Below are 21547 nucleotides of genomic sequence, written 5' to 3'. Positions count from 1 at the left end.
AAGAAGGAAGTTCAAAATGACAAAAGTAGTTAAAAACCTCAATGAATTAACTCAAGACTTAGCAGGTCGCCACACATGGACGAAAAGCACAGGGACTGAAGAGATTGATCCTACACTCATTGAAAATGATCTAAAAAAATTATTGACGGATGGTTATGTCATTATTCAAAACCTATTAACGCATGAAGAACTAGAGGAGATAAAACAAAACATAAATCCCCTGCTGAATCATACGGGACGAAATACATTTGAGGGGGTTAAAACTCAGCGTGTATATAATGTTCTTGCCAAAACTAGAGTAGCTGACAAAATGGCACAGCATCCGCGTGTCTTAGCCTTACTTGATCGCATTTTATTGCAAAACTATTTGTTATCTCAAATGCAAGTCATCAAAATTTTATCAGGTGAAAACGCACAATTATTACATACAGATGATGGGCAATATGTTGTGCCTCGTCCAAGAAAAGCTATTGGCGCTGCAACAGTTTGGGCAATTGATGATTTTACAGCAAGTAATGGTGCAACCTCCGTTATCCCAGGCAGCCATCTTTGGGATGGTGAAAGAACACCTCTAGAAAGTGAAACGATTCCTTGTGTGATGCCAGCAGGATCAGTTGTGGTATTTCTTGGTACCTTATGGCATGGTGGCGGAGCAAACCATTCAAACTCTGCCCGTTTAGGTTTTACATGTCAATATTGTGAACCATGGTTACGTCAGCAAGAAAACTTTATGATGGAAGTACCATTGGAAATCGCAAAAGAGTTGTCCGAAGATTTATTACGTATGATGGGATATAGTATTTTCCCACCGTTTTTTGGGATGGTGGATGGTATGCATCCTAAAAGATTACTGGAACATCAAAATACCAATGAATAAACCTAAAAAAAGTAAGGTTAGAGATGCTTCAATAAGCACATTAACCCTTATAAATGCAGCAAATGAAATTATGATCGAAGGTAATGGTCATATTGAAATGGCTGAAGTTGCGCGTCGTGCTCAAGTTTCAGTTGGCTTAGCCTATCATTACTTTGGTTCTAAAGCAGGTCTCATCGCTGCAGTTGTCGAAGCCTTTTACGATAAACTTGATGCGGAAGTTCTATTTTCAGTATCACATGAATCTGATTGGCTAAAGCGTGAATGGGAGCGCACTTTAAATCTTGCAATTTTTTATCAAAGTAATCCCCTTTCAACTGTAATACTTGGCTCATTACGAAGAGAATCTATCGTTGTTGATATAGAGCAAGCCAGAATAACCGCACAGATCGAAGAAGGAACTCGTAATTTTCAAAAAGGTCAACGACAAGGCATAATCCGTCAAGATATAGCAGCACATGATCTTGCTGCTTTTGTCTTGGGTGGTGTACGAGAACTTATGCGTTCAGCACTTCAACAGCCACAAGATCAACGTGCTACAGCTGAGGATATTGCAAAATCCGCATGGAAATTAATCGTGCCATGTATTTCTCTTGAATACAAATTAAGTTGAGAGATAAAGTGAAAATCACGATTCAAACCTTTGAACAGTGTCTAGATTCAACGTTATTTTTTGATCTTACATGGTCTCATTTTACAATATCACCCTCCGCATATAAAAAAAGGAGCTATCGCTCCTTTCTCATTCCAAGTAAATTTAAGAAACCAATTTAGGCTTTTTTGCCACTTGTGCCTCACGTTTATGGAATTTCAATACACCATCATCAAATTTGGCATTTTTCAAATCCTTACGATCAGCGAGATAGTTATTGGTCACTTTCCAAGGTGCATGCTTACCTTGTTTCGGCATTACATTTGCTGCACGAGCAATATAACCTGACGATAAGCTACCCATCACCGTATCTTCCATCAATTCAGTCGCATCACCTTGTGGAATCACTTCATCAAAGCCTTTTTTATCCATATAGTTTACAAGACGGCAAATATAATCTGCTGCAATATCTACTTTCAATGTCCAAGATGCGTTGATATAACCAATGATCATTGCCATATTTGGTACATCACTCACCATTACCCCTTGATACAACATGTGCTGCGATGTATTAAGCGGTTTTCCATCTAGTGTTGCCTGAATACCACCTAAAATTTGGATTTCTAAACCTGTTGCAGAAACAATAATATCTGCATCTAAATGTTTACCAGATTTTAATTGAATACCTGTTTCAGTAATTTTTTCAATATGATCCGTTTCAACACTCGCCTTACCTGAACGTAAAATCTTGAATAAATCACCATCTGGTACAACACATAAACGTTGATCCCAAGGATTATAATTCGGGGTAAAGTGTTTCATATCCACTTTACCTTTCAACTGCATTTCAATCGATTTCAATAACAACTTACGCAATACTTTAGGCTGTTTTTGAGCCAAAGCATAAATACCACGTTGCATTCCAATATTACGTGCACGTGTTAATTTATAAGCCACATCTTCTGGCAAAACCTTACGCATTTTGTCATAAAGGAAATCAATCGATGGTACCGTTGCGATATAAGTCGGTGAACGTTGTAGCATCGTCACATGACCTGCACCACCTTTAGACATCGCAGGTACAAGCGTAATAGCTGTTGCACCACTACCAATGATGACAACTTTTTTACCTGCATAATCTAAATTTTCAGGCCAAAATTGCGGATTAACAAACTCACCTTTAAAATTTTCTTTACCAGGATAATCTGGTTGATAACCTTGGTCATAGTTGTAATAACCTGTACAACCTACAACAAAATTTGCCACCCAAGTTTGCAATTTCCCATTAGGATCTTCAATTTCAACATTCCATTTTTTAGTTGAAGAATCATAATTTGCAGTGCGCACACGATGGTTAAAATGAATTTTATCTTTCAATTTATATTCATCAACAACTTCAGCGACATAGCCTTTAATTGAAGAACCATCTGCAAGTACATTTGATTTCTGCCATGGTTTAAAATTAAAACCAAAAGTTGACATATCTGAATCTGAACGAATACCAGGATATTTAAACAAATCCCAAGTTCCACCAAAACTTTCACGACGCTCAATAATTTCAAAAGAACGCTGCGGTGAATTTTTAGATAAATGAGCAGCAACCCCAATACCAGAGATGCCTGCGCCAACGATGAGAATATCTACTTGCTTTTCCATTTTCTTTTTATAACCTTTTTAAGAGTACATTTTTATTAAAACACAAATTTGACAATACGCAATGTCAAGTTTGTATTTTTCCGACAAATTTTATGTCAGTTGAGGACAAATTTCATATTTTGTCTAACAATCTTGTTTTTTAAACATAAAAAAGGTCGGTTTTTATACCGACCTTTTCAAGAACAACCGATTGTTCTATGGCATGAGTAAACTTAGTTTACTTCACGATCCACAAGTTCTACATAAGCCATCGGCGCAGCATCACCTGCACGGAAACCAGCTTTAAGAACACGTAGATAACCGCCGTTACGTTCTTTATAACGAGGGCCTAGAACGGTAAATAATTTACCAACAGTTGCTGCTGAACGAGTACGAGCAAATGCCAAGCGGCGGTTTGCTACTGTATCGTTTTTAGCTAAAGTGATTAAAGGCTCAGCTACACGACGTAATTCTTTTGCTTTAGGTACAGTTGTTTTAATCAACTCGTGTTCAAACAAAGAATTAGCCATGTTTTGGAACATCGCTTTACGATGACTGCTTGTACGGCCTAATTTCACACCACTATTACGATGACGCATGGTGATAGTCCTACTTAATTAACGGCTACGATAGGCAAAACGATCGTCCATACGTAAACTAGCTGGTGGCCAGTTTTCTAAACGCATGCCGAGTTGCAAGCCTTTTGAAGCCAGAACATCTTTGATTTCAGTCAACGATTTTTTACCTAAGTTAGGAGTTTTTAATAACTCAACTTCAGTACGTTGTACTAAATCACCGATGTAGTAAATATTTTCTGCTTTCAAACAGTTAGCAGAACGAACAGTAAGCTCTAGATCATCTACTGGACGAAGCAAGATTGGGTCAACTTCTTCACGAGGTTCTTGAGCAACAGGTGCTTGGTCTTTCTGAAGATCAACAAAAATTGCAATTTGTTGTTGCAAAATTGTTGCCGCTTTGCGGATTGCTTCTTCTGGATCTACAGTACCATTTGTTTCAAGATCAATGACCAATTTATCAAGGTCTGTACGTTGTTCTACACGCGCATTTTCAACGGTATAAGACACACGTTTAATCGGGCTATAAGAAGCATCTAACTGTAAACGACCCACTGGGCGAGTTTCGCCTTCTGGGAAACGTGAGTCAGACGTTTCATAACCACGACCTTGAGCAACTTTCAAGCGCATTTTTAATGAGCCTGAAGCACTTAAAGTGCCGATCAAGTGTTCAGGGTTAACCACTTCAACATTATGAGGTAAACGAAGATCAGCGGCTGTTACATCGCCTGCACCTTGTTTTTCTAATGTTAAATATGCTTCATTTTGATCGAACAGCTTAATAGACAATCCTTTTAGGTTCAGCAAGAGCTCGACGATGTCCTGCTGCAAGCCTTCTAAAGTACTGTACTCGTGCTCGACACCTTCTATTTCTACTTCAACCACAGCAGCGCCAGGCAAAGAAGACAATAGAATGCGACGTAAAGCATTACCTAGAGTATGACCAAAGCCACGCTCTAAAGGTTCAAGAATCACTTTTGCCGAGGTCCCGCTTGCCGCTTCGACCTTGATCGCTTGCGGAGTAAGAAACTCGTTTGCAGTACGCGTCATTATTGCTACCTCAAGGATTATTTAGAATACAATTCTACAATCAAGCTTTCGTTGATTTCAGCAGGTAAATCAGAACGATCTGGTGCAGCTTTAAATGTACCTTCAAGTTTCGAATGATCTACTTCGATCCAAGAAGAAGTACCACGTTGAGCAGCTAATTCAATTGCGTTTTTAATACGTAATTGTTGTTTAGCACCTTCGTGAACTGCGATCACGTCACCAGCTTTAACTTGAATCGATGCGATGTTAACACGACGACCATTTAAAGTGATAGAACGGTGAGATACAAGCTGACGAGCTTCTGCACGTGTAGAACCAAAGCCCATACGATAAACAACGTTATCTAAACGGCTTTCAAGCAATTTCAACAAGTTTTCACCTGTTGCGCCTTTAACACGAGCAGCTTCTTTATAGTAATTACTAAATTGACGCTCTAACACACCGTACATACGACGTACTTTTTGTTTTTCACGTAATTGTAGTGAATACTCAGATTGTTTACCACCACGAGCTCCGCCATGTTGACCAGGAGCTTTAGCAGCTTTTTTAGTTTTGACGTCAAAAGGTTTAACGCCAGATTTTAATTGCAGGTCTGTCCCTTCGCGGCGAGAGAGTTTGCATTTTGGACCAATATAACGAGCCATGAATGTTTCTCCTTACACGCGACGTTTTTTAGGTGGACGGCAACCGTTGTGCGGGATTGGCGTCACGTCGGTAATGCTGTTAATTTTATAACCCACTGCACCTAATGCACGAACCGCAGATTCACGACCTGGACCAGGACCTTTTACAAGGACATCCAAGTTTTTCAAACCGTAATCCAAAGCAGCTTTACCAGCAACTTCAGCAGCTACCTGAGCAGCAAACGGAGTTGATTTACGTGATCCACGGAAGCCTTGTCCACCTGAAGTAGCCCAAGCCAATGCATTACCTTGACGATCAGTAATCGTAACAATGGTGTTATTAAAAGAAGCGTGAATGTGTGCAACACCTTCAGAGACGGTACGAGTGACCTTCTTGCGTGTGCGTGTATCTTTAGCCATCTTTTAGCTTCCAGAAATCTTATTTCTTAATAGGTTTGCGCGGACCTTTACGGGTACGTGCGTTAGTTTTGGTGCGTTGTCCGCGAACAGGCAAGCTGCGACGATGACGAAGACCGCGATAGCAGCCTAAATCCATTAAACGTTTAATGTTCATGGAAATTTCGCGACGTAAATCACCTTCGGTCGGAACCTTAGCAACTTCTGCACGAATCGCATCAAGCTGAGCATCATCTAATTCACGAATTTTAGTAGTTGTAGCAATACCCGCAGCAGCTAAGATAACTTTAGCAGTATGGCGACCAATACCAAAAATATACGTGAGAGAGATAACAGCATGCTTGTTATCCGGAATGTTTACACCGGCAATACGAGCCATTCAAATTTCTCCAAAAAGGCAGTAGAGATAATCAACCGCCCCACAAAAATCTTGAGGGGCGGATAATAACCTAATTAGCCTACTGAAATCAACAGGTCTTAATTAAATTAACCTTGACGCTGCTTATGACGAGGTTCTGCGCTACAAATTACGCGAATAACCCCATTACGACGGATAACTTTACAGCTACCACAAATTTTCTTTACAGAAGCTTGTACTTTCATGATGAAACCTCTAAGTGCGCTTATCCTTTAGGATGAGCAGTCGTTTTTCTCATTAACGTTTGATTATCATACTGGCGTGAAGTGAGATGTGCTTGTAGCTGAGCCATAAAGTCCATCACAACAACAACTACGATTAACAATGATGTACCACCAAGGTGGAACGGGATGCTAAATGAGCTTTGTAGAATCATTGGCATCAAACAGATCACTGTAATATAAATCGCACCAATAAATGTCAAACGATTAAGAATATGATCTAAGTAACGAGCAGTTTGCTCACCTGGGCGAATACCAGGTACATAAGCTCCGCTGCGTTTCAAGTTCTCTGATACTTCTTTAGGGCTAAATACAAGTGCCGTATAAAAATAACAGAAAAAGATAATTAACGCACCAAAGAGCACCAAATACAAAGGTTGTCCAGGCGACAATACGAGTGCCAAATCTTGAAGGCTACGTTTTACGATTCCTGCATTTGGATCAGCACTACCTAACCATTGACCTAAACTTGCAGGGAACAACAATAACGAACTTGCGAAAATTGCTGGAATTACCCCTGCCATGTTAATTTTCAATGGCAAATGTGTCTGTTGTGCAGTGAATACACGACGGCCTTGCTGCTTTTGAGCATAGTTAACAGGTATACGACGTTGAGCTTTCTCAATAAACACAATCGCTGCAAGTACAGCAACAGAAAGCAATCCAAATATAGCCAAACCAATTAAACTTGATTGACCATTATCCACCGAAGTAAATGCTTGAATTACTAAATTTGGTAAACCAGCAACAATACCTGCGAAGATAATCATCGAGATACCATTACCAACACCACGTTCTGTAATTTGCTCACCTAACCACATTAAGAACATTGTACCTGCTACTAACGATGTTAGCGCTGGAATATAAAATGCTAATCCAGATGTCAAAGTAATCCCTTGACTAATTAGACCTGCACACATTCCGATACCTTGGACAAATGCCAGTAAAAGTGTGCCATAACGTGTATATTGATTTATCTTACGCTTACCCTGCTCGCCTTCTTTCTTTAATGCTTCCAGCGAAGGAACAACTGTTGACATTAACTGCACAATAATTGATGCAGAAATGTATGGCATGATCCCTAACGCAAGAATTGACATTCGTTCTAATGCCCCGCCTGAGAACATATTAAACAAGCCTAAAAAAGTACCTTCATTAGCCTTGAAAAAACGTTCTAAAGCGACATTATCGATACCTGGTAGCGGAATATGTGCCCCTAGTCGAAAGACCACCAATGCACCAATTAAAAACATTAATCGGCGTATAATTTCACGATATTTCACATGAAAAGGTTGACCTTTCATCATATTCACATGACCTGAAGAACTAGGAGACATACTCACTCGCGATTACTCCTCGACTTTACCGCCAGCAGCTTCTACAGCAGCTTTAGCGCCTTTAGTCAAAGCAACACCTTGTACAGTGAACGCACGAGTAATTTCACCAGAAAGAACGATACGAGCACGTAACATATCTTTACGCACAACATTCGCAGCTTTCAAAGTCTCAAGTGAAACAATATCACCTTCAACTTTAGCAAGTTCTGACAAACGTACTTCAGCAGTTTTCAAAGCCTGTTGGCTAGTGAAACCGAATTTAGGTAAACGACGATATAACGCAGTTTGACCACCTTCAAAGCCTGGACGAACGCCACCACTTTTACGTGATTTTTGGCCTTTGACACCACGGCCACCGGTTTTACCAACGCCAGAACCGATACCACGGCCTAAACGACGGCTTTCACGTTTTGCACCTTCAGCAGGCGCAAGCTCATTTAAACGCAGAGTCATGGCTTATTCCTCTACACTAACCATATAGTAGACTTTGTTGATCATACCACGGTTAGAAGGAGTATCTACCACTTCTACAGTATGACCAATACGACGCAGACCTAAACCTTGTAGGCAAAGTTTGTGATTTTTCAAACGATGCGAAGAAGATTTAGTCTGGGTAACTTTAATCGTTTTCATGATTGATTACCCTAAAATTTGTTCTACTGAAAGGCCACGTTTAGCAGCAACTTTCTCTGGAGAAGTCATATCACGCAAACCGTTAAAAGTCGCATTTACAACATTAGCAGCGTTTGTAGAACCATAACATTTAGTCAATACGTTACGAACACCAGCAGCTTCAAGCACCGCACGCATAGAACCACCAGCAATTACGCCAGTACCTTCAGATGCAGGTTGCATGAACACACGGCTAGCACCATGACGCGCATTGATTGGGTGTTGCAAAGTACCGTCAACAAGATCAACAGTGATCATGTTACGACGTGCAGCTTCAAGTGCTTTAGAAATAGCAGCAGGAACTTCACGTGCTTTACCACGACCAAAACCTACACGACCGTTACCATCACCAACCACAGTCAACGCTGTGAAAGAGAAGATACGACCGCCCTTAACAACTTTGGCTACACGATCAACGGCAACCAGCTTTTCAACAAGACCTTCGTTTTGTTCAACTTTAGCCATGATTAGAACTCCAAGCCGTTTTCACGAGCAGCATCAGCCAAGGCTTTGATACGACCATGATATTTAAAACCAGAACGGTCAAATGCTACTTTAGTAACACCAGCAGCTTTCGCACGTTCTGCGATTAAAGCACCTACTTTAGTAGCTGAATCTACATTACCTGTAGTACCGCTACGTAAAGATGCATCCAAAGTAGAAGCTTGCGCTAATACTTTGCCACCATCTGCTGAAATAACTTGCGCATAGATGTGACGCGGCGTGCGGTTTACACACAAACGAGTCGCACCCAATGCACGAATGTGCAAGCGTGTGCTTTTTGCACGACGCAAACGGGATTGTTTCTTTTCGTTCATAAGAACCTCGCGCCTTATTTCTTCTTAGCTTCTTTACGAAGAACAACTTCGTCAGAATAACGAACACCTTTACCTTTATATGGCTCTGGTGGACGGTAACCACGGATATCTGCAGCGACTTGACCTAAAGCTGCTTTATCAGCAGATTTAAGAATAATTTCAGTTGCAGTAGGAGTTTCAGCAGTTACACCTTCTGGAAGGCTGTAATCGATTGGATGTGAATAACCAAGGTTAAGGTTAACAACATTACCTTTTACCGCAGCTTTATAACCAACACCGATCAGTTGTAACTTACGTTCGAAACCTTCGCTAACACCTTTTACAAGGTTGTTAAGAACAGCGCGAGCAGTACCAGCTTGCATCCAAGCGTCTTTCGACTCAGCTTTAGGAGCAATAACTAATGTACCGTCTTCCTGTTTGAGCTCGACCAGCGCATGCAGGTTGAAAGACAACGTACCTTTGCTGCCTTTCACTTCGACCTGCCGGCCGTTCTGAGTAACTGTTACACCATTAGGTACAGTTACTGGGGCTTTAGCCACACGAGACATGAGGAATCACCTATTAAGAAACAAAAGCAATAACTTCACCACCAACGCCTGCAGCACGTGCAGCGCGATCAGTCATGATGCCTTTGCTTGTAGAAACAATTGCAATACCTAAACCTTGCTTAACGCTCGGAAGTGCATCTTTACCGCGATATTGACGTAGACCAGGACGGCTTACGCGTTTCACAGTATCGATAACTGGTTTGCCTTCGAAATATTTTAAAGTAATAGTCAAAGTAGCTTTGCCTTCATTATCAGCAACTTCTACATTTGAAATATAACCTTCTTGTTGAAGTACGTTCGCAATTGCAACTTTCAACTTAGAATTAGGCATAGAAACAGTTTGTTTCTTTGCCATTTGTGCGTTACGAACACGGGTTAACATGTCGGCAACGGTATCTTGCATACTCATTTATAGTCGCTCCTTACCAGCTTGCCTTAACAACGCCCGGTACATCACCTTGCATTACTGTGTCACGTAATTTGTTACGGCTTAAGCCGAACTTACGGAAGTAACCATGAGGACGACCAGTTAAACCACAACGGTTACGAAGACGTACTGGAGATGCATTACGTGGTAATGCTTGTAACTTCATCATCGCATCGAAACGTTCTTCATCAGAAGCATTTACATTTGCAATCGTCGCTTTTAATTCAGCACGTTTTGCAGCGTATTTAGCTACTGTTGCTTCGCGTTTCAATTCGCGATTAATCATACCTTTCTTAGCCATGTCGACCTCTTATTTGAACGGGAAGCCGAAACCACGCATAAGCGCACGGCCTTCGTCATCAGTGCGAGCAGTCGTAGTAATGGTAATATCCATACCACGAATACGATCGATCTTATCAAAATCGATTTCAGGGAACATGATTTGTTCCTTGAGACCCATTGAGTAGTTACCACGACCATCAAATGATTTTGAAGAAAAACCACGGAAGTCACGGATACGAGGGATCGCAATTGAGATCAAACGGTCTAAGAATTCGTACATTTGTTCGCCGCGTAAAGTAACTTTACAACCAATCGGCCAACCATCACGGATTTTAAAACCTGCGATTGATTTACGAGCTAACGTAAGTACTGGTTTTTGACCAGCGATAGCTTGCATATCAGCTAAAGCGCCATCTAACAATTTCTTGTCAGCTGAAGCCGCACCAACACCCATATTAATGGTAATTTTTGTGATGCGAGGAATCTCCATCACGTTTGCCAAGCCAAGTTCTTCTTTCAACTTAGCTCGGATTTCGTCGTTATAACGCGTTTTAAGTCTGGCCATAGCCTATTTCAACCTATTACTTCGCTACCGCCACTGATTCACCATTTGACTTATAAACGCGAGTTTTCACGCCTTCAGCCACTTGGTAACCAACACGGTCAGCCTTTTGGGTTGTAGCATTAAAGATTGCTACGTTTGAAATATGAAGCGAAGCTTCTTGTGTAACGACAGCGCCTTCAGCACCTGTTGCACGGTTCGGCTTTTGATGCTTCTTAACCAAGTTAAGGCCTTCAACCATAACACGGTCATTAGAAACAGACAAAACAGTACCTTGTTTGCCTTTTTCTTTACCTGCGATCACAATTACTTGATCGCCTTTTCTAATCTTAGCCATGATTGCCTCTATTATAGAACTTCAGGAGCCAATGAAATGATTTTCATGAACTGTTCAGTACGAAGTTCACGAGTCACTGGTCCGAAAATACGAGTGGCAATCGGAGCCTTGTTGTTGTTCAAAATAACTGCAGCATTATCATCAAAACGGATCACAGAACCATCTGGACGACGAATACCGAATTTAGTACGAACTACAACTGCATTCATCACGTCACCTTTTTTAACACGGCCACGTGGAATTGCTTCTTTTACAGTAACTTTAATAATGTCGCCAACAGAAGCATAACGACGATGTGAACCACCTAGTACTTTAATACATTGTACGCGGCGAGCACCACTGTTGTCTGCTACGTCTAGCATACTTTCGGTTTGAATCATTGCCCTACTCCAAAACCGAGTCGCATCACCGGTCGCAATTTCGAAAGGCTCAAAGAGTACTCGAAATTGACCAATGATGCAACAAGAACGTTAATTACTCAGCAGCAGCTTCAACAACTTCAACTAGAGTCCAAGACTTAGTTTTAGAAATTGGGCGGCTTTCTTTGATGGTTACAACATCACCAGTTTTAGCTGTGTTGTTTTCATCATGAGCGTGTAATTTAGTTGAACGGCGGATTGATTTGCCATACAACGGGTGTTGAACGCGGCGTTCAATAAGAACAACAATAGACTTGTCCATTTTGTCGCTTACTACTTTGCCAGTTAACGTGCGAACTGTTTGCTCACTCATTGTCCGTTCCCCTGTTTTTCGGTAAGGAGTGTCTTGATGCGAGCAATCGTCTTACGAGTAAGCGCAACTTCATGCGATTTACCCAATTGACCAGTTGCTTTCGCCATACGAAGACGGAATTGGTTTAGCTGTTGCTCATCAAGCAAAGCTGTCAACTCTTCTACCGATTTTTCACGTAGATCTTTAGTTTTCATTACATCACCGTCTTAGTAACGATAGTGGTTTTGAACGGAAGCTTAGCAGCAGCAAGCGCAAACGCTTCACGTGCCAATTCTTCACTAACACCATCCATTTCGTACAAGATCTTACCTGGTTTGATTTGGCAAACCCAGTATTCCACAGAACCTTTACCTTTACCCATACGAACTTCTAATGGTTTTTCAGTAATTGGTTTGTCTGGGAAAACACGGATAAAGATCTTACCACCACGTTTAACACGACGACTGATTGTACGACGACAAGCTTCAATCTGGCGCGCAGTCATTTGACCACGTTCAACAGATTTAAGCGCAACAGTACCAAAAGATACAGTGCTACCGCGATGTGCTAGACCAGTGTTACGGCCTTTTTGTACTTTACGGAATTTAGTACGCTTAGGTTGCAACATGGATTATTCTCCTTTTTCAGCAGAACGATCATTGCGACGACCACGACGCTCTTGACCTTCACCACGACCGCGACCGCGTTTAGCTGGACGTTCTTCAGCAGGAGCAGGGTTCATGACTTGTTTCATGCCACCTAAAATCTCACCACGGAAAATCCAAACTTTAACACCAATCGTACCGTAAGTAGTTTCAGCACGCATAGTTGAATAGTCAATGTCTGCACGAAGTGTATGTAAAGGTACACGACCTTCACGATACCATTCAGTACGTGCAATTTCAGCACCGCCTAAACGACCAGAAACCTCAACTTTAATACCTTTAGCACCAGCACGCATAGAGTTTTGAACCGCACGCTTCATAGCACGACGGAACATTACACGTTTTTCTAATTGAGAAGCAATTGCTTCAGCAACTAAACGAGCGTCTAAATCTGGGCGATCGATTTCGTTGATGCTTACTTGCGCTGGAACACCCATAATAGTAGTGAGTTCACGCTGTAATTTTTCAATGTCTTCGCCTTTTTTACCGATCACGATACCTGGACGAGCAGTGCTAATTGTTACTTTAGCAGCGCCTGTAGGACGTTCGATAAGAATATTGCTGATCATCGCGCTTTTAAGTTTTTTAGTCAAAAACTCACGAACTTGAAGATCTTTAAGCAAGTATTCAGCGTATTGTTTCGGACTCGCATACCAGTTGGCGTTATGACGTTTTACAACACCAAGGCGGATACCGATTGGATGAACCTTCTGACCCATATCAAACCCCTACCTTAACGGTAATGTGACAAGTACGCTTAGTAATACGATCTGCACGGCCTTTAGCACGTGGCATAATACGTTTAAGGCTCATACCTTCATCAACGTAAATCGTAGTTACTTTAAGATCGTCTACATCTAAACTGTTATTATGTTCAGCGTTTGCAATCGCAGATTCCAATGCTTTTTTAACCAAAACTGCAGCTTTTTTATTACTGAAGTTTAAGATATTTAAAGCGTGCGCAACAGATTTGCCGCGGATTAGGTCTGCAACCAAACGAGTTTTTTGTGCCGAGATAGCGGCACCGCGTAATTTAGCAGTAACTTCCATCATAGCACCTTAACGTTTAGATTTCTTGTCAACACCGTGACCACGATAGGTACGAGTTGGCGCGAATTCACCAAGTTTGTGACCAACCATATGTTCAGATACGATTACTGGAACATGGTTACGGCCATTGTGTACAGAAATTGTTAAACCAACAAAATCCGGGAGGATCATCGAACGACGCGACCAAGTTTTGATCGGCTTACGGTTATTAGCCGCGATAGCCGCTTCAACCTTAGCGAACAAGTGCGCATCGACGAATGGGCCTTTTTTCAGAGAACGAGGCATTGTCAGATTCCTTTACTTGTTACTTAACGCGACGGTCGCGAATGATCATCTTAGTCGTACGCTTATTGGTACGAGTCTTGTACCCTTTCGCTTTTTGACCCCATGGGCTTACAGGTTGAATACCTTTATTACGCCCTTCACCACCACCATGTGGATGGTCTACTGGGTTCATCGCCATACCACGAACGGTAGGACGAACGCCACGCCAGCGTGATGCACCTGCTTTACCAAGTGAACGAAGGTTGCTTTCTGAGTTAGATACTTCACCTAACACAGCGCGACATTCAACGTGTACTTTACGCATTTCGCCTGAACGTAGACGAATGATAGCGTAAGAACCGTCACGACCTAACAACTGAGCAGAAGTACCAGCAGAACGTACTAATTGTGCGCCTTTACCGATTTTAAGCTCGATGTTATGTAGTGTAGAACCGATTGGCATATTGCGAAGTGGCAAGCAGTTACCTGTACGAATTGGAGCATCGTTACCAGATTGTACTTTATCACCAGCGCGAAGACCTTTAGGTGCAATGATATAACGACGCTCACCGTCAGCATAAAGCACAAGTGCAATATGAGATGTACGGTTAGGATCGTATTCAATACGCTCTACAGTTGCAGGAATACCATCTTTGTTACGTTTAAAATCAACAAGACGATAGTGCTGCTTATGACCGCCACCAACGTGACGAGTCGTAATGTGACCGTTATTATTACGACCACCAGTACGTTTTTTAGCTTCTACCAACGGTGCATAAGGCGCGCCTTTGTGAAGATGGCTATGAACCACTTTCTCTACAAAGCGACGTCCTGGAGACGTTGGCTTACATTTTTGAATAGGCATAATTCTCGTCCTTACTCCGCTGCGTTTTCAGCGGTATCGCCCAAGTCAGCCATTTCAACATCTTGGCCAGCTTTCAGGGTGACGTATGCTTTTTTAACATCAGAACGACGTCCTAATGTACGACCAAAGCGCTTAGTCTTACCTTTAGTGATCGTTGTGTTAACTTTAACAACTTGAACACCAAAGAGTTGTTCTACTGCTTTTTTGATTTCAAGTTTGTTTGCATCAAGTGCAACTTTAAATACTTGAACACCAGCAGTTTCACCTAGAACTTGTGCTTTTTCTGAGAATACAGGTCCTTGAAGGACTTGATAGATACGTTCGTTGTTCATCCGAGTTCTACCTCAATTTTCTTAGCAGCAGCTACAGACATAACAACTTTATCGAACGCGATCAAACCAACAGGATCGATTCCAGCAGCATCAACCACATCAACGTGTGGAAGGTTACGAGCAGCTAAATATAGATTTTCATCTACAGCTTCAGTAACGATTAATGCGCGAGTAGCGTTCAAGTCGTTAAGTTTTGCAAGCAATTCTTTAGTTTTAGGCGCTTCAACAGCAAACTCTTCAACTAATACAAGACGATCTTGGCGAACAAGTTCAGCTAAGATACATTGCATTGCACCACGGTACATTTTACGGTTCACTTTTTGTGACCAATCTTGTGGACGAGCAGCAAAAGTTTTACCACCACCAACCCAGATTGGGCTACGAATAGAACCAGCACGAGCGCGGCCAGTACCTTTTTGACGGAATGGTTTTTTACCACCGCCAGAAACGTCTGCACGTGATTTTTGTGCTTTAGAGCCTTGACGACCACCAGCTAAATAAGCTGTAACAACTTGGTGTACAAGAGCTTCATTGAAGTCACGACCAAACGCAACTTCTGACAATTCAACAGCAGAGCCGGAAACAGTTTTTAAATTCACAATATTTCCCCTCAGGCCTTGATCGTAGGACGTACAGTTACGTCACCACCAGTAGCACCAGGAACCGCACCTTTAACAACAAGAACTGAACGTTCAACGTCGATAGCAACGATTTCAAGACCCTGTGTAGTTACGCGTTCAGCACCTAAATGGCCAGCCATTTTTTTGCCTTTGAATACGCGACCAGGAGTCTGGTTTTGACCAGTAGAACCCAAAACACGGTGAGAAACAGAGTTACCGTGAGTAGCATCTTGCGTACGGAAGTTCCAACGCTTAACACCACCTTGGAAACCTTTACCTTTAGAAGTACCAGTTACGTCAACAATTTGACCTACTGTAAATAATTCAACGGTAAGAGCACCACCAACTTCACGACCTTCAAGATCAGCTTCTGTAGCACGGAATTCTTGAACTAAACGACCAGCAGCAACACCCGCTTTAGCGAAGTGACCTTTCTGAGCGTTAGTTACGCGAGATTCGCGACGTTCACCAGTAGTGATTTGAATCGCTTGATAACCATCAGTTTCAAGCGTTTTGATTTGAGTGATACGGTTAGGATCAACCTCAATCACTGTTACAGGTACAGAAACACCAGCATCTGTAAAGATACGTGTCATACCGCACTTGCGACCGACTAAACCAATAGCCATGTGCATAAACCTCTAAAAAAGCGGCCTAATTAACTTAGAGCGTTAATTAACCGAAAGCCTTAACCCAATGCGATCTGAACATCAACACCAGCTGCAAGATCCAACTTCATCAACGCATCTACAGTTTTGTCTGTAGGTTGAACGATGTCGATCAAACGTTTGTAAGTGCGGATCTCGTATTGGTCACGCGCATCTTTATTAACGTGTGGTGATGTTAAAACGTTAAAACGCTCGATGCGTGTAGGCATCGGAATAGGACCACAAACTTGTGCACCAGTACGTTTTGCTGTTTCTACGATCTCTTGAGAAGATTGATCAATTAAACGATGATCAAAAGACTTAAGACGGATACGAATTCTCTGGTTAGACATACCAGTTAACTCCAAGCCAAATATATAAAGAATCACTCCTGACGCATCTCACCCCACTAAATAGGCAAGTGTCAAGAGCAGTGAAAATCACTAAGGTCATGATCGATGCCACGACTGTAACGATCTGGACAACTTCATTTGTTATCCAACCCTTCATATCGAAGGGTCGCCCATTATAACGATTGTTTAACAGTTAAGCAAATGTATTTCGCATTTTTTAATTATTTTTAAATCTCTCTCAAAATTAAACCGATTATTTTTAAGCCACTCTTTTTTCATATTTCAACACATAATCAATTGCTCGATTTAATATTTGATTCCCCACCATAAAATCATTTTTTGCTGATGCTTTTAAGCTTTTTAAGGACTGTACATAATTTCCATAAAAAACTTGCTGATCTTCTTCGTGCTCAATAAAAACCTCTAAATTTTGTGGCGTAATCTCAGGATGAAATTGAAAACCTAAGACATTTTTGCCAATTTGATACATCTGATTGCTACAAATTTCATTCTCAGCCAAGCGCACCGCGCCTTTTGGGATATCAAAGGTTTCACTGTGCCATTGCATAACTTGCATCATCTCAGGTAACTGAAAACAAAACTCTGGTACAGCTGTACTTCTATAAACTGTTGTCCAACCCAGCTCTTGCATCTGATTACGATAGACATTTGCACCTAAAGCATTGGCAATAAGTTGACCACCTAAACATAATCCTATTGCCGGTTTTTCAGTGGCTAAGTAACGGCGAATCCAACGTTTTTCTATTTTCAACCATGGATAATTCGCCTCATCATTCACACTCATTTCCCCTCCCATAATAATGAGTAAATCAACATCATCGACTTGGGGTAAAGCCTCTATATCTAAGGCAAAGTCTTTAGGTAAGGCATAAAATTCTGTTGCTGTAATATGCGCATTTAAGGATTTTAAATAGTCATAGCACGCACCAAAATCTTCACCTGCGATATGTCTAAAATAATGTACTTTTAATTTTTTCATATACGGCACCATTTTTATCATAATGTCCTTGATCATGATTTTAATTAAGCAAAAATGAAGCCAAATTCTTTTTAATTTATAAATATTCACATTTTAAAACTTTGCGGCAAAGATTTTCTATGTTTTGCTTGAATCATCTTTTATTAATACTTTGAGCCTTGTTGTGAAACTTCATCCACAAACTGCTTTGATTCACGCTGAACGTAAAGCGCCACAATTGATCAACACAATCCAACCTCCGATTTATCGTGCATCCACAATTATTTTTAACAATACAGCAGCATTATTTGATCGACATTGGACGGATGCGTATGACTATAGCTATGGTACGCATGGAACACCAACAACCTTTACTCTAGGGGATAATATTGCGCAGATTGAGGGCGGTAATTATTGCTTACTTGCACCAAGTGGTTTGTCTGCCATAAATTTAGTGAATGCTTGTTTTTTAGCACATGGAGATGAAGTTTGGGTTGCTGACAATATATATGGTCCTAATATGGAGCATTTGCGCAATTTAGAATCACGTTATGGCATCACAGTTAAGGTGTATAACGCAATTGATGTTGAAAGCTTTCAACCTTCAGAAAAAGCCAAATTACTGTGGTTAGAAGCAGCTGGTTCTGTCACTTTAGAATTTCCAGACTTGATCAATCTGGTCAAAAAAGCCAAAGCTAATCATATACTCACAGCACTCGATAATACATGGGGTGCAGGACTTGCGTTTAATGCTTTTGATTTTTCGGATCAACATTTAAGTGTTGACCTCACTGTACACGCACTCACCAAATATCCAAGTGGTGGTGGTGATATTTTGATGGGATCTGTGGTGACACAAGATAAAAATCTACATCACAAACTTTTTCGCATGCATGCCATTCAAGGGATTGCCATTTCAGGGGATGATGCTGCGCAAGTGCAACGTAGTTTATCTTCGATGCAAATTCGCTATGAACGTCAAGCTGAAACAGCTTTAAAACTTTTAACATGGTTAAAAACACAAGATATTTTCGCTCAAGTGCTCCACCCTGCCGATCCTGACAATATTAGTCACACTTTTTGGAAAGAAACTTGTCAGACTGAACAAAGTGCAGGTCTAGTCAGTGTGATCTTTAAACCTGAATATGACATGACTGCAATTCGTCAATTCTGTGATGCTTTAACATTGTTTAAACTCGGTTTTAGCTGGGGTGGTCCTGTAAGTTTGGTTATGCTCTACAACTTAAAAGACATGCGTCAATTAGAACATTCACACTTACAACAAGGTATATTGGTTCGCTTTTGTATTGGTCTGGAAAATGCAGATGATTTAATCGCAGATCTTCAACAAGCTTTAAAATTTATCGAAAAATAAGTAAAAACAAGCTCATTGAGTAATGCCTGTAAGTTAAGTTTTTTAAATCCTCTTTCAGAACATGTTTCTCACCTTTTTCAAAGATGAGAAACTAGTTTCACAGAAAGGGAAGATTTTAGGAGTTTATTCTGTCATTTATCCCAACTAATCAGCATTAACTCATTAAGCCTATTGTTATTTTTTCAAATATTTATAACTTACATCCACTTTTTGATTTGCCGTTGGTAATGCTGCGCCATAAAACACTACAGTCACATCTGTCGCACTATAAACCAAATCAAACCCATTTTGATGAGCTAGATCACGTTGTATTTCCTTACCTGCAACTTTCACTGTCACAGTCGATGGAATTGGAAGTTGTGTCAATGTGAAGCTACTTGCCAAACCTGATGCGGACTTAATAATTTCATTAAACATCACCCCCCAACTGCTTGCATTTGAACAAATCGAAGCAAAACTACCACCTGTTACACGTGAAATTTCTTTAAAATGTGCTCCTCCTGCCGCAGAGCCACCCTCCCCTTTACAGTCCCAGTTTTTATCCTGATAACTCAAGTTATTATCTTCAAATGTATTACGGATAACATCTGCTGTACCCACAATAGAGAAATAAGTCGCACCAGTTTTCAAGAAGTAGTTTTTATAATCTGTAAAGTTACGAACCTTATAACCTGAAGCACCTGAAGGTCTTGTCTGCTGTACAGTTTCATTTTCTGGCTCATCAGATACAAAAACAACTAAGTTTTTTGCATTTGGACGATCAAAACTTGTCAAATCCGCTTCACGCACACAGTAAAAGCCCGTCTCTGTTGCAGAATCCCATGTACCAGGTTGAGCAAGTTTTTTCCATTCTTCCTCTGCATTTGCAGTAGTTCGGTCAATAAATACAGACTTCTTATCACTTAAGGTTCTTAAACTTTTACACTCTCCTCCATCCTGCGTATTGACCGCCAAACGGTAATCCACACCCGCCTTATTTAAAGCAGTAAAAAATTGTGAAGCTCCATTTGCGAGATTTTTTTGCTCCTCAGACATTGAGCCTGAAGAATCAATATTCCATAAAATATCAACTGCATTTGAACCTTTAGCATTTTGAGTAAAACTATTAGTCACAGTTTTAATTTCTAATTTCACATTACTAGTTAAAGCACTAGCAATATTTAAATCTCCATATTGTTTTTCAATTGTACCTGCTTGACTCGCTGCATAGGTATTTCCCCATACAAACCCAGTACCATTCGCCACCCAAAAAGCAAGGTTTAAGCGCTGCTTTGTGTCTTTTGCTGTTACTGTTGTAGGTAGTGCAATTGATTTACCCTGATTTAAAGAAAGTAATAAAATTTCACGTACACGATTTAAGTTTTCAGCATTCTTAAAGTCCACATCAAGTGTTACATTAACAACATTACCTTGCGGGTTTTGCGATGTTTTATTCACTAAAACATTGACGATCGCACCATTATCTTTCAACAATTTCATATAATTATTAAGTTGTGCTGCTGAAAATACACTAAGATCCGTTGCTTTTTCTTTCAAATCTAATGCAAAACCAACAGAATTCAATTGAGCATCATCTAAAAGCAAAACACCATTTCCAGTACTTAATGAAGTTTCAGAAAAATTCTTCTTATCCACTTTACCAAACACTGCGATATTCGCTTTTTCACTAATTAAAGTCGCTTCAGTTTGAACAGTAACTTCAGTCGGTTTTGGTTCAGTAGGCTTTGGTTCTGTTGGTTTTGGTTCTGTTGGTTTTGGTTCAGTAGGCTTTGGAGTTGTTGATTCAGAATCATTTGAATCACCACCACATGCGGTTAACAACATTGATGAGCCAACCAATAAAGCAAGAAGTTGTTTTTGAATAAGCATATTGTTTCTCTTTTCTTTGAACTATAATGTGAAAAATAAAATGAATATTGTTTAATAAAGCTAAAACAATATAAGCTATTGAAAGCTAAACTAAATTATAGTTATGATCATTTTACAATGGATTAAAAAAAATACAATCGCATCCTATTACACTTTAAAATTAACATTTGAAATCTTTAAAATTATTTTTTAGACTTATTCCATCAATATTTTTTTTATTTAAGTATTAATCAAACTAATTTCACATATTCTAATATATTTATCACAATATCACTCCTAACTTACTATTTTTTACTCACAAATAAGTTACTTTTTTATGCTAAATTTCACTTTTATACTTTATTTAAATCAACACTTAATATATTTATCTCTGTATTGTAAAAATAGATAAAATTTAAGCACAACAGCTTCTTTCTATGCTAAAAATTA

33 protein-coding genes and 1 pseudogene are annotated in these 21547 nt (G+C 40.3%); 3 read left to right on the top strand and 31 right to left on the bottom strand.

From position 1 onward, the window contains the following. The first annotated feature begins 16 nt into the window (after window positions 1–16). Both AVJ19_RS01885 and AVJ19_RS01880 read left to right on the top strand, forming a co-directional pair. The gene (locus AVJ19_RS01885; RefSeq protein WP_111858122.1) at window positions 17–877 is read left to right on the top strand and encodes a phytanoyl-CoA dioxygenase family protein; all 861 of its coding nucleotides are present in this window, start codon (window positions 17–19) and stop codon (window positions 875–877) included. Then, window positions 828–1487 carry a TetR/AcrR family transcriptional regulator gene (locus AVJ19_RS01880; RefSeq protein WP_322873936.1) on the top strand — a complete coding sequence of 220 codons (660 nt, stop codon included), beginning with the start codon at window positions 828–830 and terminating at the stop codon, window positions 1485–1487. The genes AVJ19_RS01885 and AVJ19_RS01880 overlap by 50 nt, the downstream gene beginning before the upstream one ends. 144 nt (window positions 1488–1631) lie before the next feature. On the opposite strand, the gene AVJ19_RS01875 is transcribed toward AVJ19_RS01880, so the two are convergent. The 30 genes and pseudogenes from AVJ19_RS01875 to AVJ19_RS01730 all read right to left on the bottom strand — a co-directional run bounded on the left by AVJ19_RS01875 (window position 1632) and on the right by AVJ19_RS01730 (window position 17895). Then, window positions 1632–3122, bottom strand: a complete 1491-nt coding sequence (locus AVJ19_RS01875) for a flavin-containing monooxygenase (RefSeq protein ID WP_111858120.1) — start codon at window positions 3120–3122, stop codon at window positions 1632–1634. A 212-nt stretch (window positions 3123–3334) separates the two neighbouring features. Further along, entirely contained in the window at window positions 3335–3700 is a 366-nt protein-coding gene (gene rplQ, locus AVJ19_RS01870; RefSeq protein ID WP_004281488.1) for a 50S ribosomal protein L17, read from the bottom strand. Between the two features lie 18 nt (window positions 3701–3718). Continuing rightward, a complete protein-coding gene (locus AVJ19_RS01865) occupies window positions 3719–4726 on the bottom strand; it encodes a DNA-directed RNA polymerase subunit alpha (RefSeq protein WP_005094131.1) in 1008 nt (335 codons plus the stop codon). Window positions 4727–4743: 17 nt separating this feature from the next. Continuing rightward, a complete protein-coding gene (gene rpsD / locus AVJ19_RS01860) occupies window positions 4744–5370 on the bottom strand; it encodes a 30S ribosomal protein S4 (RefSeq protein WP_111858119.1) in 627 nt (208 codons plus the stop codon). Between the two features lie 12 nt (window positions 5371–5382). Next, entirely contained in the window at window positions 5383–5769 is a 387-nt protein-coding gene (gene rpsK / locus AVJ19_RS01855; protein ID WP_001040166.1) for a 30S ribosomal protein S11, read from the bottom strand. A 19-nt stretch (window positions 5770–5788) separates the two neighbouring features. Further along, on the bottom strand, window positions 5789–6145 hold the full coding sequence (gene rpsM / locus AVJ19_RS01850) for a 30S ribosomal protein S13 (RefSeq protein WP_111858118.1): 357 nt from the start codon (window positions 6143–6145) through the stop codon (window positions 5789–5791). Between the two features lie 107 nt (window positions 6146–6252). Then, a complete protein-coding gene (rpmJ, locus tag AVJ19_RS01845; protein ID WP_000867907.1) occupies window positions 6253–6369 on the bottom strand; it encodes a 50S ribosomal protein L36 in 117 nt (38 codons plus the stop codon). A 20-nt stretch (window positions 6370–6389) separates the two neighbouring features. Next, entirely contained in the window at window positions 6390–7709 is a 1320-nt protein-coding gene (secY, locus tag AVJ19_RS01840) for a preprotein translocase subunit SecY (RefSeq protein ID WP_171334147.1), read from the bottom strand. A gap of 45 nt (window positions 7710–7754) precedes the next feature. Beyond that, window positions 7755–8195, bottom strand: coding sequence for a 50S ribosomal protein L15 (rplO, locus tag AVJ19_RS01835; protein ID WP_111858116.1), 441 nt, complete (start codon window positions 8193–8195; stop codon window positions 7755–7757). 3 nt (window positions 8196–8198) lie between these two features. Next, window positions 8199–8375, bottom strand: a complete 177-nt coding sequence (gene rpmD / locus AVJ19_RS01830) for a 50S ribosomal protein L30 (RefSeq protein ID WP_004825182.1) — start codon at window positions 8373–8375, stop codon at window positions 8199–8201. 6 nt (window positions 8376–8381) lie between these two features. Next, entirely contained in the window at window positions 8382–8879 is a 498-nt protein-coding gene (gene rpsE / locus AVJ19_RS01825) for a 30S ribosomal protein S5 (protein WP_065994106.1), read from the bottom strand. 2 nt (window positions 8880–8881) lie between these two features. Beyond that, complete coding sequence (gene rplR / locus AVJ19_RS01820; RefSeq protein ID WP_004725713.1) at window positions 8882–9232, bottom strand: 50S ribosomal protein L18; 351 nt, start codon at window positions 9230–9232, stop codon at window positions 8882–8884. A 14-nt stretch (window positions 9233–9246) separates the two neighbouring features. Then, on the bottom strand, window positions 9247–9780 hold the full coding sequence (gene rplF, locus AVJ19_RS01815; protein WP_111858115.1) for a 50S ribosomal protein L6: 534 nt from the start codon (window positions 9778–9780) through the stop codon (window positions 9247–9249). A gap of 13 nt (window positions 9781–9793) precedes the next feature. Then, on the bottom strand, window positions 9794–10189 hold the full coding sequence (gene rpsH / locus AVJ19_RS01810) for a 30S ribosomal protein S8 (protein WP_107007583.1): 396 nt from the start codon (window positions 10187–10189) through the stop codon (window positions 9794–9796). Window positions 10190–10202: 13 nt separating this feature from the next. Further along, complete coding sequence (gene rpsN, locus AVJ19_RS01805) at window positions 10203–10508, bottom strand: 30S ribosomal protein S14 (RefSeq protein ID WP_068973576.1); 306 nt, start codon at window positions 10506–10508, stop codon at window positions 10203–10205. A 9-nt stretch (window positions 10509–10517) separates the two neighbouring features. Continuing rightward, window positions 10518–11054 carry a 50S ribosomal protein L5 gene (gene rplE, locus AVJ19_RS01800; RefSeq protein ID WP_111858114.1) on the bottom strand — a complete coding sequence of 179 codons (537 nt, stop codon included), beginning with the start codon at window positions 11052–11054 and terminating at the stop codon, window positions 10518–10520. Between the two features lie 16 nt (window positions 11055–11070). Beyond that, on the bottom strand, window positions 11071–11388 hold the full coding sequence (gene rplX, locus AVJ19_RS01795) for a 50S ribosomal protein L24 (RefSeq protein WP_111858113.1): 318 nt from the start codon (window positions 11386–11388) through the stop codon (window positions 11071–11073). A gap of 11 nt (window positions 11389–11399) precedes the next feature. Next, complete coding sequence (rplN, locus tag AVJ19_RS01790; protein WP_004725701.1) at window positions 11400–11768, bottom strand: 50S ribosomal protein L14; 369 nt, start codon at window positions 11766–11768, stop codon at window positions 11400–11402. Between the two features lie 94 nt (window positions 11769–11862). Next, window positions 11863–12120, bottom strand: coding sequence for a 30S ribosomal protein S17 (rpsQ, locus tag AVJ19_RS01785; protein ID WP_004691314.1), 258 nt, complete (start codon window positions 12118–12120; stop codon window positions 11863–11865). Next, the gene (rpmC, locus tag AVJ19_RS01780) at window positions 12117–12314 is read right to left on the bottom strand and encodes a 50S ribosomal protein L29 (RefSeq protein WP_004650482.1); all 198 of its coding nucleotides are present in this window, start codon (window positions 12312–12314) and stop codon (window positions 12117–12119) included. The genes rpsQ and rpmC overlap by 4 nt, the downstream gene beginning before the upstream one ends. Then, on the bottom strand, window positions 12314–12727 hold the full coding sequence (gene rplP, locus AVJ19_RS01775) for a 50S ribosomal protein L16 (RefSeq protein ID WP_111858112.1): 414 nt from the start codon (window positions 12725–12727) through the stop codon (window positions 12314–12316). The genes rpmC and rplP overlap by 1 nt, the downstream gene beginning before the upstream one ends. Further along, a pseudogene (rpsC, locus tag AVJ19_RS01770) lies at window positions 12667–13483 on the bottom strand (30S ribosomal protein S3). Before rpsC ends, rplP begins: the two are co-directional and overlap by 61 nt. 1 nt (window position 13484) lies before the next feature. Then, on the bottom strand, window positions 13485–13814 hold the full coding sequence (gene rplV / locus AVJ19_RS01765; protein WP_065994096.1) for a 50S ribosomal protein L22: 330 nt from the start codon (window positions 13812–13814) through the stop codon (window positions 13485–13487). Window positions 13815–13823: 9 nt separating this feature from the next. Beyond that, window positions 13824–14099, bottom strand: a complete 276-nt coding sequence (rpsS, locus tag AVJ19_RS01760; protein ID WP_004281508.1) for a 30S ribosomal protein S19 — start codon at window positions 14097–14099, stop codon at window positions 13824–13826. A gap of 19 nt (window positions 14100–14118) precedes the next feature. Continuing rightward, a complete protein-coding gene (rplB, locus tag AVJ19_RS01755) occupies window positions 14119–14943 on the bottom strand; it encodes a 50S ribosomal protein L2 (protein ID WP_107007577.1) in 825 nt (274 codons plus the stop codon). A gap of 11 nt (window positions 14944–14954) precedes the next feature. After that, complete coding sequence (gene rplW / locus AVJ19_RS01750) at window positions 14955–15275, bottom strand: 50S ribosomal protein L23 (protein ID WP_111858111.1); 321 nt, start codon at window positions 15273–15275, stop codon at window positions 14955–14957. After that, a complete protein-coding gene (gene rplD, locus AVJ19_RS01745; protein ID WP_068973570.1) occupies window positions 15272–15874 on the bottom strand; it encodes a 50S ribosomal protein L4 in 603 nt (200 codons plus the stop codon). The genes rplW and rplD overlap by 4 nt, the downstream gene beginning before the upstream one ends. An 11-nt stretch (window positions 15875–15885) precedes the next feature. Further along, window positions 15886–16524 carry a 50S ribosomal protein L3 gene (rplC, locus tag AVJ19_RS01740; RefSeq protein WP_111858110.1) on the bottom strand — a complete coding sequence of 213 codons (639 nt, stop codon included), beginning with the start codon at window positions 16522–16524 and terminating at the stop codon, window positions 15886–15888. 59 nt (window positions 16525–16583) lie between these two features. After that, window positions 16584–16895 carry a 30S ribosomal protein S10 gene (gene rpsJ, locus AVJ19_RS01735; RefSeq protein ID WP_004725677.1) on the bottom strand — a complete coding sequence of 104 codons (312 nt, stop codon included), beginning with the start codon at window positions 16893–16895 and terminating at the stop codon, window positions 16584–16586. A 259-nt stretch (window positions 16896–17154) separates the two neighbouring features. Further along, window positions 17155–17895, bottom strand: a complete 741-nt coding sequence (locus tag AVJ19_RS01730; protein ID WP_111858109.1) for a type 1 glutamine amidotransferase — start codon at window positions 17893–17895, stop codon at window positions 17155–17157. A 163-nt stretch (window positions 17896–18058) separates the two neighbouring features. On the opposite strand from AVJ19_RS01730, the gene AVJ19_RS01725 reads away from it, so the two are divergent. After that, window positions 18059–19249 (top strand): PLP-dependent transferase, encoded by a 1191-nt coding sequence (locus AVJ19_RS01725; RefSeq protein ID WP_111858108.1) that lies wholly within the window; start codon window positions 18059–18061, stop codon window positions 19247–19249. 174 nt (window positions 19250–19423) lie between these two features. On the opposite strand, the gene AVJ19_RS22420 is transcribed toward AVJ19_RS01725, so the two are convergent. Then, window positions 19424–21118, bottom strand: coding sequence for a vWA domain-containing protein (locus tag AVJ19_RS22420; protein ID WP_228203260.1), 1695 nt, complete (start codon window positions 21116–21118; stop codon window positions 19424–19426). Between the last annotated feature and the right edge of the window lie 429 nt (window positions 21119–21547).

The sequence above is a fragment of the Acinetobacter sp. CFCC 10889 genome (assembly GCF_003268395.1).
Lineage (GTDB): Bacteria > Pseudomonadota > Gammaproteobacteria > Pseudomonadales > Moraxellaceae > Acinetobacter.
This window is presented reverse-complemented; position numbering and strand designations above follow the sequence as displayed.